Source organism: Pseudomonas sp. QL9, assembly GCF_041409665.1.
Taxonomy (GTDB): Bacteria; Pseudomonadota; Gammaproteobacteria; order Pseudomonadales; family Pseudomonadaceae; genus Pseudomonas; species Pseudomonas knackmussii.
In genome coordinates, this window is record NZ_CP166971.1 from 995,304 (window position 1) to 1,008,221 (window position 12,918).

15 protein-coding genes are annotated in these 12,918 nt (G+C 64.5%); 4 read left to right on the forward strand and 11 right to left on the reverse strand.

Annotated features, from left to right (window positions below; genetic code table 11):
• Position 1: 1 nt before the first annotated feature.
• From flgJ to ACA097_RS04720, 11 genes are all read right to left on the reverse strand, one after another.
• Entirely contained in the window at positions 2-1,219 is a 1,218-nt protein-coding gene (flgJ, locus tag ACA097_RS04670; RefSeq protein ID WP_160286232.1) for a flagellar assembly peptidoglycan hydrolase FlgJ, read from the reverse strand.
• Positions 1,220-1,229: 10 nt separating this feature from the next.
• Positions 1,230-2,339: a flagellar basal body P-ring protein FlgI gene (locus tag ACA097_RS04675; protein WP_197539246.1), complete on the reverse strand. Its 1,110-nt coding sequence runs from the start codon at positions 2,337-2,339 to the stop codon at positions 1,230-1,232.
• Positions 2,340-2,353: 14 nt separating this feature from the next.
• Complete coding sequence (flgH, locus tag ACA097_RS04680) at positions 2,354-3,046, reverse strand: flagellar basal body L-ring protein FlgH (RefSeq protein ID WP_043250618.1); 693 nt, start codon at positions 3,044-3,046, stop codon at positions 2,354-2,356.
• Between the two features lie 58 nt (positions 3,047-3,104).
• Complete coding sequence (gene flgG, locus ACA097_RS04685; protein WP_043250616.1) at positions 3,105-3,890, reverse strand: flagellar basal-body rod protein FlgG; 786 nt, start codon at positions 3,888-3,890, stop codon at positions 3,105-3,107.
• A 46-nt stretch (positions 3,891-3,936) separates the two neighbouring features.
• Positions 3,937-4,680 (reverse strand): flagellar basal-body rod protein FlgF, encoded by a 744-nt coding sequence (gene flgF, locus ACA097_RS04690; protein ID WP_160286231.1) that lies wholly within the window; start codon positions 4,678-4,680, stop codon positions 3,937-3,939.
• 192 nt (positions 4,681-4,872) lie between these two features.
• Positions 4,873-6,180 carry a flagellar hook protein FlgE gene (gene flgE, locus ACA097_RS04695; RefSeq protein WP_043250610.1) on the reverse strand — a complete coding sequence of 436 codons (1,308 nt, stop codon included), beginning with the start codon at positions 6,178-6,180 and terminating at the stop codon, positions 4,873-4,875.
• 31 nt (positions 6,181-6,211) lie between these two features.
• Positions 6,212-6,925 (reverse strand): flagellar hook assembly protein FlgD, encoded by a 714-nt coding sequence (gene flgD / locus ACA097_RS04700; protein ID WP_043250608.1) that lies wholly within the window; start codon positions 6,923-6,925, stop codon positions 6,212-6,214.
• A 23-nt stretch (positions 6,926-6,948) separates the two neighbouring features.
• Complete coding sequence (gene flgC / locus ACA097_RS04705) at positions 6,949-7,392, reverse strand: flagellar basal body rod protein FlgC (protein WP_043250606.1); 444 nt, start codon at positions 7,390-7,392, stop codon at positions 6,949-6,951.
• A gap of 5 nt (positions 7,393-7,397) precedes the next feature.
• Positions 7,398-7,805 (reverse strand): flagellar basal body rod protein FlgB, encoded by a 408-nt coding sequence (flgB, locus tag ACA097_RS04710; protein WP_043250604.1) that lies wholly within the window; start codon positions 7,803-7,805, stop codon positions 7,398-7,400.
• A gap of 582 nt (positions 7,806-8,387) precedes the next feature.
• Positions 8,388-9,215, reverse strand: a complete 828-nt coding sequence (gene cheR / locus ACA097_RS04715) for a protein-glutamate O-methyltransferase CheR (protein WP_043250603.1) — start codon at positions 9,213-9,215, stop codon at positions 8,388-8,390.
• Between the two features lie 118 nt (positions 9,216-9,333).
• Entirely contained in the window at positions 9,334-10,266 is a 933-nt protein-coding gene (locus ACA097_RS04720) for a chemotaxis protein CheV (RefSeq protein ID WP_043250602.1), read from the reverse strand.
• 67 nt (positions 10,267-10,333) lie between these two features.
• Here ACA097_RS04720 and flgA point away from each other — a divergent pair, with 67 nt between their 5' ends.
• The 4 genes from flgA (at position 10,334) to ACA097_RS04740 (ending at position 12,896) form a co-directional block, all read left to right on the forward strand.
• Positions 10,334-11,092: a flagellar basal body P-ring formation chaperone FlgA gene (gene flgA, locus ACA097_RS04725; RefSeq protein ID WP_371368804.1), complete on the forward strand. Its 759-nt coding sequence runs from the start codon at positions 10,334-10,336 to the stop codon at positions 11,090-11,092.
• A gap of 132 nt (positions 11,093-11,224) precedes the next feature.
• The gene (gene flgM, locus ACA097_RS04730) at positions 11,225-11,542 is read left to right on the forward strand and encodes a flagellar biosynthesis anti-sigma factor FlgM (protein ID WP_043250600.1); all 318 of its coding nucleotides are present in this window, start codon (positions 11,225-11,227) and stop codon (positions 11,540-11,542) included.
• Positions 11,543-11,594: 52 nt separating this feature from the next.
• On the forward strand, positions 11,595-12,062 hold the full coding sequence (locus tag ACA097_RS04735) for a flagella synthesis protein FlgN (protein WP_371368806.1): 468 nt from the start codon (positions 11,595-11,597) through the stop codon (positions 12,060-12,062).
• A gap of 129 nt (positions 12,063-12,191) precedes the next feature.
• Positions 12,192-12,896: a flagellar brake protein gene (locus ACA097_RS04740; RefSeq protein WP_371370480.1), complete on the forward strand. Its 705-nt coding sequence runs from the start codon at positions 12,192-12,194 to the stop codon at positions 12,894-12,896.
• Positions 12,897-12,918: the final 22 nt, after the last annotated feature.

The window sequence follows — 12,918 nt, forward strand, 5'->3', positions numbered from 1 at the left end:
CTTAGAGCGTCCGGGTCGGCGCGTCGGCCATGGCGACGGACTGGTAGACCTGCATCTGCTTGGCGATCTGCGACACCTTGCGCGCGTATTGCGGGTCGGTGGCATAACCGGCGCGTTGCAGTTCCTTCATGAATTGGTCGGGGCGCGCGGTGGAGTCCAGCGCGCCCTGATAGCGGTCGTTGTTCTGCAGGAAGCTGACGTAGTCCTGGAAGCTCTGCTCGAAGGAGTTGTAGGCGCGGAACGAGGCCACCTCCTTCACTTGCTTGCCGTTCTCGTACTCGCTGGTCACTGCGCGCGCCGAGGCGCCGTCCCAGTTCGAGCCGCTCTTGACGCCGAACAGGTTATGGCTGCTGCTGCCATCGCGCTGGGCGATCATCTTCTTGCCCCAGCCGGTTTCCAGCGCGGCCTGGGCGACCAGGTAGCGCGGGTCGACGCCAATGCGCTTAGCGGCGCGTTCGGCCATCGGCATCATGGTGGCGACGAAGTCGTCGGCGGAGGCGAACATCGGCTTGCCCGGCTTGACCGACATTTTGGCGCTGGAGGCATCGGCACTCGCCTGGCTGGCATCCTGCTGCGCGTCATAGGCCTTGCCCTGGCGCCAGTTGTCGTTGCCCAGAGACTGCCCTTGCGTGTCGCTCGCGGCCCTGGTGTAGGCGCCGCTGATGCCGGCGACCTGGCGGTCGCTGAGCTTGCCTGGCAGCGCCAGGCGACGGGCGTTCAGCGCGGCGCGGTCGTCGCGGCCGGCGGCCGGCACCGGCAAGGGTTTGCCGCTGGAAGACCACAGGCTCTTCGCCTGTTGGCGCTCGCCGGTGGCCTGGGCCTGGCTGGTGGCGTCGGTCTGCGCCTGGGTCGTGGCGAAGGGGTTGTCGCCGGTGTGGCGCACGCCCTGCATCTTGTCCATCTGCTTGACCAGCATGTCGGCCAGGCCGATGCCGTGGCCGTTGCGCGACAGGCTCACGGACAGCTGCTGGTCGTACATGTCCTGGTATTGCTTGCCGGCCTCGCTGTTCATCGGGTTGTCCTTGGCGAACACCTCGTTGGCCGAGCGCATCGACTTGAGCATCTCGTTCATGAACAGCGACTCGAACTCCTGGGCCACCTTGCGGATGTTGCCCTGGCTGTTCTTGTCGCCGGTCTTGAGCTGGCTCAGGCGATTGAGGTCGGTGTAGGCCTGGCTATCGCTGCTGGCGGTGCCGGAGTTGAGCAGTCGTGCGTCCATGGTGGCGTCCTCAGATGACGATCAGCTCGGCCTGCAACGCGCCGGCCTGCTTGAGGGCTTCGAGGATGGCCATCAGGTCGCTGGGCGCCGCGCCGACCTGGTTCACCGCCCGGACGATCTCGTCGAGGGTGGTGCCCGGGCCGAACTTGAACATCGGCTTGGCTTCCTGCTGGGCGTTGACGGTGGAGCGCGGCGTTACCGCGGTCTGGCCGTTGGAGAAAGGTGCCGGCTGGCTGACCTGGGTGTCCTCGGTGATGGTCACGGTGAGGCTGCCGTGGGTCACGGCGGCCGGCGAAACCCGCACGTTCTGGCCGATGACGATGGTGCCGGTACGCGAGTTGATGATGACCTTGGCCACCGCCTCGCCGGACTGCACTTCGAGGTTCTCCAGCACCGACATGTAATCGACCCGCTGGTTCGGATCCAGCGGCGCGCTGACCCGCACGGAACCGCCGTCGATGGCCTGGGCAACGCCCGGGCCGAGCATGTCGTTGATGCGGTCGACGATGTGCTTGGCGGTGGTGAAGTCCGGACGGTTGAGGTTCAGGGTCAGGCTGTTGCCCTGGTCGAAGCCGCTCGGCACGGTACGTTCGACGGTAGCGCCGGAAGGAATGCGCCCGGCCGACGGCACGTTGACGGTGATTTTCGAGCCGTCGCGGCCTTCGGCATCGAAGCCGCCGACCACCAGGTTGCCCTGGGCGATGGCGTAGGTCTGGCCGTCGATGCCTTTCAGCTGGGTCATCAGCAGGCTGCCGCCGCGCAGGCTCTTGGAGTTGCCGATGGAGGAGATGGTGACGTCGATGGTCTGGCCCGGCTTGGCGAACGGCGGCAGGTCGGCATGCACCGACACCGCGGCGACGTTCTTCAGCTGCACGTTGCCGCTGCCGGCCGGCACCTTGATGCCGAACTGCGCCAGCATGTTGTTGAAGGTCTGCAGGGTGAACGGGGTCTGCGTGGTCTGGTCGCCGGTGCCGTTGAGGCCGACCACCAGGCCGTAGCCGATCAGCTGGTTGCTGCGCACGCCCTGGATGCTGGCGATGTCCTTCAGGCGCTCGGCCTGGGCGGCGAACGCCAGGCAGGACAGGCCGAGGACAAGGAGCAGGCGAGAGAACATCGACATCTCAGGTCACCCCGTCAGAACGGCCACAGGGGGCTCAGGAAGAAGCGGTCCAGCCAACCCGGCTGGCTGGCGTCGGCGAAGGAGCCGGTGCCCGAATAGGTGATGCGCGCATCGGCGACCCGGGTCGAGGACACGGTGTTGTCGGTGGCGATGTCGTCGGCGCGGATCAGGCCGGCGATGCGCACCAGCTCATTGCCTGTGTTCAGCGTCATCCACTTTTCACCGCGTACAGCGAGGATGCCGTTGGGCATGACTTCGGCCACGGTCACGGTGATCGAGCCGGTCAGGCTGTTGCTCTGCCCCGCCGAGCTGTCGCCCTTGGATTCGCGGCTGCCGTTGTACTCGGCGCCGAGGTTCAGGCTGCCACTGCCGAACGGGTTATCGGTCGACGGTGTGCTGCCGAACAGCGAGGTCACGCCCAGCTTGTTCTTGCTGTCCTTGGAGACATCCGAGTTGGCCTTCTTGCTCGCCTGGGTCTTCTCGTTGAGGGTCACGGTGATGATGTCGCCGACGCGGAACGCCTTGCGATCGCCGTAGAGGTTGTTCTCGAACCCGGACTGATAGATGGAACCGTTGTTCTGCGCCGCCGGCATCGGGGTACGCGGCATGACCGGTGCGTAGTAGGGATCGTCCGGCTTCGGCGGAGGACTGACGCAACCAGCCAGTGCGGTGATCGCCAGCAGCGGAAGGACGTGGAAACGGTTCATTGCAACTACCTCTCGGGGAGAGCTTTCAACTACCCGGGCCTCGCGGCCCGGTCACTCATCACAGGTTCTGGCTGATGAAGCCCAGCATCTGGTCGGCGGTGGAAATCACCTTGGAGTTCATTTCGTAGGCGCGCTGGGTGGTGATCATGTTCACCATCTCTTCCACCACGCTGACGTTGGAGTTCTCCAGGGTGTTCTGCTGTACGGTGCCCAGGCCGTTGAGGCCCGGCGTGCCGACCTGCGGCGCACCACTGGAAGCGGTCTCCAGGAACAGGTTGTTGCCGTTGGCCTGCAGGCCCGCCGGGTTGATGAAGTCGGCGGTCTGGATGTTGCCGATCACCTGCGGCGTGGAGTTGCCGGCGACGGTGACCGAGACGGTGCCGTCGGTGCCGACGGTGAAGGTCTGGGTTTCCGCCGGGACCACGATGGCCGGCTCCAGGGCGTTGCCGTTGGAGGTGACGATCTGGCCGTCGGAGTTCAGGTGGAAGCTGCCGTCGCGGGTATAGGCGACGGTGCCGTCCGGGGTCAGCACCTGGAAGAAGCCGCGACCGTTGACCGCCATGTCCAGCGGGTTGTCGGTGGTCTGCAGGCTGCCGGCGGTGAAGTTCTTCTGGGTGCCGACGATGCGCACGCCGGTGCCCAGCTGCAGGCCCGAGGGCAGCTGGCTGTCCTGGGTCGAGTTGGCGCCGGGCTGACGCTTGATCTGGTACAGCAGGTCCTGGAATTCGGCGCGATCGCGCTTGAAGCCGGTGGTCGAGACGTTGGCCAGGTTGTTGGAAATGGTGGTCAGGTTCATGTCCTGGGCGGCTAAGCCCGTCTTGCTGACCCACAGAGCCGGAAGCATGTCGGTTCTCCTCGGGCGTCGGATTCATGACGCCTCTACCGGGTGATTAGCTAATTTGCAAAACCTTTGCCGCCGCCTGGGAGTCATCCTCGGCGGTGCGCATCATCTTCACGTGGAGCTCGAACTGGCGGGACAGCGCGAGAATCGAGGTCATCTCTTCCACCGCGTTGACGTTGCTCGATTCGAGGAAGCCGGACTGCACGCTGGCATTGGCGTCGGCCTGCGGCGCCGGTTGGCCCTGGGCGACGCGGATCAGGCCGTCGGGGCCCTTCTCCAGCTGCTTGGGATCCGGGGTGACCAGCTTGATGCGGTCGACGGTGGCCAGCGCATTGGGGTTGTTGCCCTGGCCGCGGATGGTGATGGTGCCGTCCTCGCCGATGTCGATCTTCTCTTCCGGCGGCACGGCGATCGGCCCGCCATTGCCCAGCACCGGCATGCCGTCGCCGGTACGCAGCTGGCCGAGCGCGTCGATTTCCAGGCTGCCGGTGCGCACGTAGGCTTCACCGCCGTCCGGCGCCTGCACGGCGATCCAGGCATTGCCCTTGGCAGCTACGTCGAGGTCACGTCCGGTTTCCTGCAGGGAGCCGCCGCTGAAGTCGGTGGCCGGCCGTTCGCTCATGGCGTACACACGCGCCGGAAAACTGTCGCCGAAGACCGGCATGGCACGCGCCTGCTCGAAATCCCGACGGAATCCGGTGGTGGAAATGTTCGCCAGGTTGTTGGCGTGGGCCTGCATCGCCAGGGTGTTCTGGCTGGCCCCGCTCATGGCGACGTAGAGCATTCTGTCCAAGGTGATCCTCCAAGGCCGGGTCGGTTTCCCGGCGCTGCTGGAGGTACTTCAGCAAGGGCTGTGCCAAATCTGAAAAATAAGAATAAAACGCTGATATGAAAGGGAAAAACAAAAACAGAAGGCTCCCGAGGGAGCCTGGAGGGACCGCTGGCGGCGACGGACTGCCGCCAGCGGCAAGACGCCTTGCCGCCGTTAGCGGATGTTGATGATCGCGTCGGAGATGGTGCTTTCGGTCTGGACCGTCTTGGCGTTCGCCTGGTAGTTGCGCTGCGCCACGATCAGGTTCACCAGCTGCGCGGTGAGGTCGACGTTGGATTCTTCCAGCGAACCGGAGCCCACCGAACCCAGGGTGCCGGAGGTCGGTGTGCCCACCACCGCCTCGCCGGAAGCCAGCGACTGCTTCCAGCCGGTATTGCCCACCGGGGTCAGGCCCTGGGTGTTGGCGAAGTTGGCGAGAATCACCTGACCGATCACTTTGGACTGGCCGTTGGTGTAGGTGGCGTACATCTGCCCGTCCTCGGCCACCGACAGGCCGGACATCTGGCCTGTGGAGTAGCCGTCCTGGGTCACTGCGGTGACCGCGAAGCTGGCGTTGGTCTGGGTGGTCTTGGTGAAGTCCATGTTGATGCCGCCGGAAGCGGCCGCCGCGCCGTTGGCACCCCAGGTCACCGGATTGGTGTTGGCGTTGGTGACCGCGGCCGGCACCCAGCCGTTCAGGGTCAGGCTGTTGTCGGCGTTCACCGTCAGGTCGGTGGAGCTGATCCCGGTGAGCTGGCCGGCGCTGCTGAAGGTGAGCTGGGTGGTCATCGGCGTGGTGCTGGCCGGGTTGGTCGGCGAGCGGCCGTCAACCAGGCTGTACATGCTCCAGTTGTTGCTGCTGTCCTTGACGAAGTAGTTCGTCATGGTGTGCGAGTTGCCCTGGGAGTCGTAGATATCCACCGAGGTCGACCAGTTGTAGGTGTCCGAGTTGGTCGCGTCGAACGGCGTGGTGGTCGGAGTGGTGGCCTTGGAATTCAGGCTCAGGGTCGAGGTGATCTTCGAGGTCGGGCTCGGCGGCTGGTTGGCAGTATCGACCTTGAGGTCGGTGATCACGCCGTTGACCACCGAACCGGTGGAGCTCACGCCGTAACCCTGCAGGCGGTTGCCAGAGCCGTCGATGATGTAGCCGGCGGCGTCGGTATTGAAGGTGCCGTTACGGGTATAGATGCGCGAGCCGTTGTCGCTGGTCATGAAGAAGCCGTTGCCGCTGATGGCCAGGTCCAGGCTGCGACCGGTGTTGCTCAGGTTGCCCTGGGTGAACTGCTGGGACACCGACTGGGTGATGACCCCGCTGCCCACGGCATTGCGCCCGGTGCCGAGCATGGAAGAGGCATAGAGGTCGGCGAACTCGGTGCGCGACGACTTGAAGCCGGTGGTGCCGACGTTGGCGATGTTGTTGCCGGTCACGTTCAGGTCAGTGCTCGCGGCGTTCAGTCCACTCAGGGCGGTATTGAAAGACATGGATCAGCTCCCGTGCCGAAGGACGGCGTGATTATTTGCCAATGGTCTGGATGCTGGAGGCCGAGACGGCGCCGATGCCAGCGAGATTGAGGGTCATGCTCGCGCCGTTCTGGCCCAGCGTGACGCTGTTCACCGTCGCCGGCAGGTAGGTGGTCAGCGCGGTGCTGGTGCCATCGATCGTCGAGGTGGCCTTGAAGGTGTAGGCGCCGGCATCCACCAGGTTGCCGCTGTCGTCCTTGCCGTCCCACTTGAAGTCGATGTTGCCGCTCTTCTGCGTGCCCATGTCGATGGTGCGCACCAGGTCGCCGTCGGCGTCGTAGATCTTCACCGCGGTGCCGTCGCCGGCCGAAGGCATCACCAGGGTGCCCGCGACACCGGCAGTCGGATCGTCGAGCTGGGCCTTGCCGGAGGCGACTATCACCGAGCGGCCGACCAGCGACGAAGCCTGCAGGGCCTGCGAGGACTGGAAGGAGGAGTAGAAGGAGCCCAGGGTGGTATCCAGGTTCTCCATGCTCTCCAGGCTACTGAACTGCGCCAGCTGCGAGACGAACTGGGTGTTGTCCTGCGGGTCCAGTGGGTTCTGGTTGTTCAGCTGGGTGACCAGCAGCTGCAGGAACGAATCCTTGCCCAGCGAGCTGGTGCCGGTTTCCGCAGTAGAGCTCGACGAACTCGACGAGCCGGCGTTGAGTGCCGACAGGATCGAGGCGCTGGAGCTGCTGTTGGTGGCGCTGGAAGTGGTGGTCATTTTCTATCCTTCGAGGCGGCGACTCACTGACCCAGGGTCAGCACCTTCTGCATCATCTGCTTGGCGGTGTTCATCATTTCCGCATTGCTCTGGAACGAGCGGCTGGCGGAGATCATGTCGGCCATCTCCTGCACCACGTTGACGTTCGGGTAGTACACGTAGCCGTTGGCGTCGGCAGCCGGATGGTTCGGCTCGTAGCGCGGCACCAGCGGGCTCTGATCCTCGACCACGCCGAGCACCTGCACACCGCTGCCGGCCTGGTTGTTGCCGTCGTCGAACAGCGAGCCCTGGTCGCCCTGGGCCTGCTGGAACATCGCGGAGAACACCGGATGGCGCGCGCGGTAGGTCTGATCGATGCTCGAGGACACGCTCTCGGCGTTGGCGAGGTTGGAGGCGGTGGTGTTCAGACGGGTGGTCTGGGCACTCATGCCGGTACCGGCGATGTTGAAGACACTGGCCAGAGACATGGCGATCACTCCCCGCGAATGGCGGTCATCAGACCTTTGAACTTGCTGTTGAGGAAGGTGAAGCTGGCCTGGAACTGGGTGGCGTTCTCGGCGTACTTCGCCTGCTCGACCTGCGCGTCGACGGTGTTCTGGTCGAGCGCGGGGTTGGCCGGAATGCGGTACTTCAGCGCGTCGTCGCTCAGGCTCACGCCGTCGGCTTCGATGTGCCGGGAGTTGGTGAGTGTGGTGGCGAAGTTGCCGCGCTGGGCATTGCCGGACTGGGCCGCGAGCACCGAGGCGAAATCCATGTCGCGTGCCTTGTAGTTCGGCGTGTCGGCGTTGGCCAGGTTGTTGGCCAGGACCTCGGCGCGCTGTGAGCGGAAGCTGAGGGCCTGCTGATGGATGCCGAGGGCGGTATCGAAGCTGATGCTCATGGTCACGAACCTGTTTGCCGGTGTGGGCTTGCCATCACTTCAGCAAGGTGCGTGCCAAAATATAAAACCCTTTTAAATCAAGGCATTAAGCAAAGATCAAGAGCGGCAAGAGGCGGCAAATCGCGGCAAGCGGCAAGGCATTTCCGCCTGGCGGCAAGGGTGCCCTGCCCTTTTGACGGGGTGTTCGAGCTCCGCTCGCAGCTTCCCGTGATCTCCGCGAGTGCGAGGCTGCGCCTGCGATTTTTCGCGGACAAGGTCCGCTCCTACAGTCGCGCATCGAGCTTCCCTTCCAGGTCATGCAGGAGCGGATTCATCCGCGAAAATTCTCGCGCCAATTTGAACCTGTAGGAGCGCGCCATGCGCGCGATTCGCGGCCATGGGCCGCTCCTACAGGGATCACGGTGCCGTACGGTTCACGGATGAATCCGCTCCTGCAGGATGACGCCGGGATTTCCGCACACGCCGGACAGCCCCCTCTCCCGCTTGCGGGAGAGGGGTGGGGAGAGGGAGATCGGATCGGCAACAGACCGATAGGCCTGCACCAGATGCACGGGCCGGCCGCAACGCCGGTCCGGCCACGGCCTACTTGGCCTTGTAGATGATCCCCGGGTTGCACTGGACCATCTGGTAATGATCCGGCAGGCCGTTGAGCGCTTCGGAGGCGCCGAGGAACAGGTAGCCGCCCGGCTTCAGCGCGGCGTGCATGCGCAGCAGGATGTCGCGCTTGATCTCGGCGGAGAAATAGATGAGCACGTTGCGGCAGAAGATCAGGTCGAACTTGCCGAGGCTCGCGTAGCTGTCCAGCAGGTTCAGCGCGCGGAACTCGACGCGGCTCTTGATTGCCGGCTTCACTGCCCAGCGTCCCGGCCCCTTGGCGTCGAAGTAGCGCTGCAGGCGCTCCTGGGACAGGCCGCGGCCGATCGCCAGGCTGTCGTACTCGCCGGCGCGGCAAGCGTTGAGCATGGAGCCGGAAAGGTCGGTCGCCACGATCTGCACGCCGGCCTTGAGCTGGCCGAGGTTGGTCTTCTCGAACTCGTCGATGGTCATCGACAGCGAGTAGGGCTCCTGGCCCGACGAACAGGCCGCCGACCAGATGCGCAGGCGCTGTCCGGGACTGGCCTTGATGCTCTCGGCCAGCACGCGGTTCTTCAGCACCTCGAAGGGATAGGTGTCGCGAAACCAGAGGGTTTCGTTGGTGGTCATGGCATCCACGACCAGCTCGCGCAATTGACCGCGCGACGGGCCCTGGATCTTCTGCACCAATTCGCCGAGCGTCTTGATGCCCTGCTGTTCCATCAACTTGTTCAGACGGCTGGCGACCAGGTACTGCTTGTTGGCACCCAGCACGATGCCACAGGTCTTTTCCAGGAAGTCCCGGAACAGCTCGAATTCCAGATTGGTTGATGTCACCTATGAACGCCCCTTTGTGTTGGCCCGATGCCCACTGCGGCACCGTGCAGGCCGGAGTCGACCCCGGCCTTGGACGGCACTGGGGCCGCCCGTGGTCACCTTGCGGGTGTTCCCCGTGTCAACGTGCGTCGAACGCGCGAATCCGTTCGGCTACTCGTGCCGCCAGGTCGTCCGGACGGAACTTGGCCAGGAAATCGTCGGCGCCGACCTTCCTGACCATCGCCTGGTTGAACACCCCCGACAACGAAGTATGCAGGAGAATATGCAAATCCTGCAGTCGCGGATCATGGCGAATTTCTGCTGTCAGCGTGTATCCGTCCATCTCCGGCATTTCGATGTCGGAAATCACCATCAACAGCTCCTCGCCCGGCTTACCGCCGGCATCCAGCATCTGTTGAAGGTAGTCCAGCGCCTGGCGGCCGTCATTGAGCGCCAGCACTTCGACACCGACAGTTTCCAGGCAGCGCACCAGCTGCTTGCGGGCCACGGAGGAGTCGTCCACCACCAGCACGCGCTTGCTGATCGCGCGAGCCTGGGTATCGGCATCCACGACGCCCTCGGAGATTTCCTCACTGGTCGGCGCCACTTCGGCGAGGATCTTCTCCACGTCGATGACTTCCACCAGCTGCTTGTCCACACGAGTGACCGCCGTCAGGTAATGATCGCGGCCGGTGCCCTTGGGCGGCGGATGGATCTCGCCCCAGTTCATGTTGACGATGCGTTCCACCGAGTGCACCAGGAAGCCCTGCACCTTGGTGTTGTACTCGGTGATGATCACGAAACTGTTTTCGATATCGCGCAAGCCGCGGCGGCCGGTGGCCAGCGACAGGTCGAGGATCGGGATGGTGCCGCCGCGGATGTTCGCCACACCGCGCACCACCGGACTGGACTTGGGCATCACGGTCAGGCGCGGGCACTGCAGTACCTCTTTCACCTTGAACACGTTGATGCCGTAGAGCTGGCTGCCATCCAGCCGGAACAGCAGTAACTCGAGACGATTCTGGCCAACCAGCTGCGTGCGCTGGTTGACCGAATCCATGACTCCGGCCATTGCGCCTCCATTTGCCGCCGCAGCGCGATTCCACGCCAAGCGGCACGAGCATTGCTTGGATCGTTGCATGAAACAGTCAACGACATTTTTCCGACAGTCCCGAAAACGCGTCCGGACACTCTGCGGAGTTCTGGGGGCGACCGGCCTGTTCGGACTGGGCATGGCCCAGGCAGAGGACTTCACCGCTCCCGAAATCCTTATCGGCTCGACCCAGGGGTTTCTTGAGTTCAAGGTTGAAGATTATCTACGTAACAGCGGCATCGACGCACGCTACGAAATCGAAGTGGCGCGCCTCGATCCGCGCCTGCGCCTGGCGCAATGCGACAAGGACCTGTCGCAGTCGCTGGAAAGCCCGGCGCAGCCGCTCGGCCGGGTGACGGTGCAGGTGCGCTGCGACGGCAGTTCGCCGTGGACCGTGTACATTCCGGCCACCGTGCACCTCTACCGCCAGGTGGTGGTGACCACCCAGCCGCTCAAGCGCGATCACGTCATCGAGCCGGGCGACATCAGTGTCGTCGAGCGCGACGTCGGCCAGCTCGGCCAGGGCTACCTCACCGAACCGGACCGCGCGGTCGGGCAGAAGCTCAAGCGTCCGACCACCAACGACCAGGTGCTCGCCCCGGTATTCCTGGAGCAGGCAGCAGTCGTTCACAAAGGAGATCAGGTGGTGATTCGAGCCTTGACCGGCTCGGTCACCGTGGCCATGCAGGGCGAGGCCCTGGCCGATGGCGTGCCCGGCGAGCAGATTCGCGTGCGAAACCTCAGTTCGCAGCGCATCATCAAGGCCCAGGTGGTGGAGGCCGGAGCGGTTCAGGTAGCGCTCTAGTGACGGAAGTCTGGCGCTGACGCGCCAGCCTTCACTAAACTGTGGGAAGACGCACAAAAAGTCGCCCTAAAGTTTTCCCGGCGGCGGCCGAAACCTTTGGCAAGCGTCCTGAACCCCCAGAGGCTAAATACCATGGTCATCGACTTCAACCGGCTGAACAATGCCAGCGCTCCGGCCAGTACCGGCAGCACCGGCAAGGCCAAAAGCGGCCCGAGCGAAGCCGCCGGTAGCGAACCGACCGCCAGCACCCCGGCCCAAAACAGCGGTGAACCCGTGCAGCTGAGCAGCACTGCCCAGCAACTGCAGAAAGCCAGCGACCAGCTGAAAGACCAACCTGTCGTCGACTCGGAAAAGGTCGCGCGACTGAAGCAGGCCATCGCCGATGGCAGCTACAAGGTCGACAGCCAGAAAGTCGCCGGCAAACTGCTCGACTTCGAATCCCAGCGCTGAGCCCTGGTGCCAGCGCCGGGAACTCCTTGGACGCCCAAGCCCCGAGCCCGAGATGCCCAACGCCCCCCTGCTCCACCTGTTGACCGAGGATATCGGCGCCGCCCAGCGGCTGCTGCAGCTCATCGAGGACGAACTCCAGGCCCTCGAGGCCCGCGACCTCGAACGCCTGCAGAGCCTGCTCGACGCCAAGCTGCCGCTCCTGCAGCAGATGGAGAACAACGGCCGGCAGCGCAGCCAGCTGCTGCAACAGGCTGGCGTGAGCAGCGATCGCCAGGGTCTCGCCGAGCTCGCCGCGCTGGGTAGCGTGGATGCCGATACGCTCGCGCGCAGCGACGAACTGGGCGAACTCCTGGAGCGTTGCAAGCAGGCGAACCTGCGCAATGGTCGGGTCATCCGCAGCAACCAGCACGCCACCGGCCGGCTGCTGGACATCCTGCGCGGCCAGGAAACCCCCAGCCTCTACGACCGCCGCGGCAGCGCCACCCAGGGCAACCGCCAGCGTCCTCTCAGCCAGGCCTGAGTTCTAGTATCGTCCCCGACGTTACGGCACAATGCCGTCGCCCCCGTGCAGCTCATAACAACCACAATTGGAGACCCGAGGACCGTGTCGAGCCCGTTCGCCGAGGAAAATGGCCCGCAACCGCCGAAGATGCTCAAGGCGCCTGTGGAAATTCAGGCCAACCTGCGAACCCTCATGGAAAGCCACGATCCCCTGGTCATCACCTTCGCCGAGCGCAACCAGCGCTTCCAGAGCTTCGTCGTCGCCATCGAGCGCGAACGCAACCGCGTCGCCCTGGACGAACTCATCCCCAATGACGGCGAGCGCTACCTGCAGAATGGCGAGGCCTTCCGCATCGAAGCCTTCCACGAGGGCGTGCGCATCGCCTGGGATTGCAAGCAGGGTGCACAGGTCAGCGAACTGGACGGCTCGCGCTGCTACTGGCTGCCGTTCCCCGCGGAAATGCTCTACCACCAGCGCCGCAACGCCTATCGCGCAGCGATCCAGCAGGGTCAGCCGGTTGCCGTGGAGCTGGGTGGGCAGAAGCTCAAGGCAGCGGTTACCGGCACTCTGCTGGATATCTCCGCCACCGGCTGCAAGGTGCGCTTCGGCGGCAACGTGAGCGAGCGCCTGCAGACCGGCCAGGTCTACGATCGCTTCATCGCACGCCTGCCGTTCGGCGCCATCACCGTGGAAGTCGAACTGCGCCATGTGCATTTCGACGAAAAGGCCGACGTGAGTTTCGCCGGCCTGCGCTTCCATCGCATGAGCGGTCTGGAGCAGCGCCACATCGAGCGCTTCGTCTACCAGCTGCAGCGCGAAGCCCGTCGCTTCGAGAAAGACGAGCTGTTCTAGTCGGCGCCCGCCATTCGGCGGG

Coding starts and splice junctions, on each gene's coding strand:
- flgJ (WP_160286232.1), bottom strand. CDS start 1,219: ATGGACGCACGACTGCTCAACTCCGGCACCGCCAGCAGCGATAGCCAG.
- ACA097_RS04675 (WP_197539246.1), bottom strand. CDS start 2,339: ATGTCGATGTTCTCTCGCCTGCTCCTTGTCCTCGGCCTGTCCTGCCTG.
- flgH (WP_043250618.1), bottom strand. CDS start 3,046: ATGAACCGTTTCCACGTCCTTCCGCTGCTGGCGATCACCGCACTGGCT.
- flgG (WP_043250616.1), bottom strand. CDS start 3,890: ATGCTTCCGGCTCTGTGGGTCAGCAAGACGGGCTTAGCCGCCCAGGAC.
- flgE (WP_043250610.1), bottom strand. CDS start 6,180: ATGTCTTTCAATACCGCCCTGAGTGGACTGAACGCCGCGAGCACTGAC.
- flgD (WP_043250608.1), bottom strand. CDS start 6,925: ATGACCACCACTTCCAGCGCCACCAACAGCAGCTCCAGCGCCTCGATC.
- flgC (WP_043250606.1), bottom strand. CDS start 7,392: ATGTCTCTGGCCAGTGTCTTCAACATCGCCGGTACCGGCATGAGTGCC.
- flgB (WP_043250604.1), bottom strand. CDS start 7,805: ATGAGCATCAGCTTCGATACCGCCCTCGGCATCCATCAGCAGGCCCTC.
- ACA097_RS04720 (WP_043250602.1), bottom strand. CDS start 10,266: ATGGCCGGAGTCATGGATTCGGTCAACCAGCGCACGCAGCTGGTTGGC.
- flgA (WP_371368804.1), top strand. CDS start 10,334: ATGAAACAGTCAACGACATTTTTCCGACAGTCCCGAAAACGCGTCCGG.
- flgM (WP_043250600.1), top strand. CDS start 11,225: ATGGTCATCGACTTCAACCGGCTGAACAATGCCAGCGCTCCGGCCAGT.
- ACA097_RS04735 (WP_371368806.1), top strand. CDS start 11,595: ATGCCCAACGCCCCCCTGCTCCACCTGTTGACCGAGGATATCGGCGCC.
- ACA097_RS04740 (WP_371370480.1), top strand. CDS start 12,192: ATGCTCAAGGCGCCTGTGGAAATTCAGGCCAACCTGCGAACCCTCATG.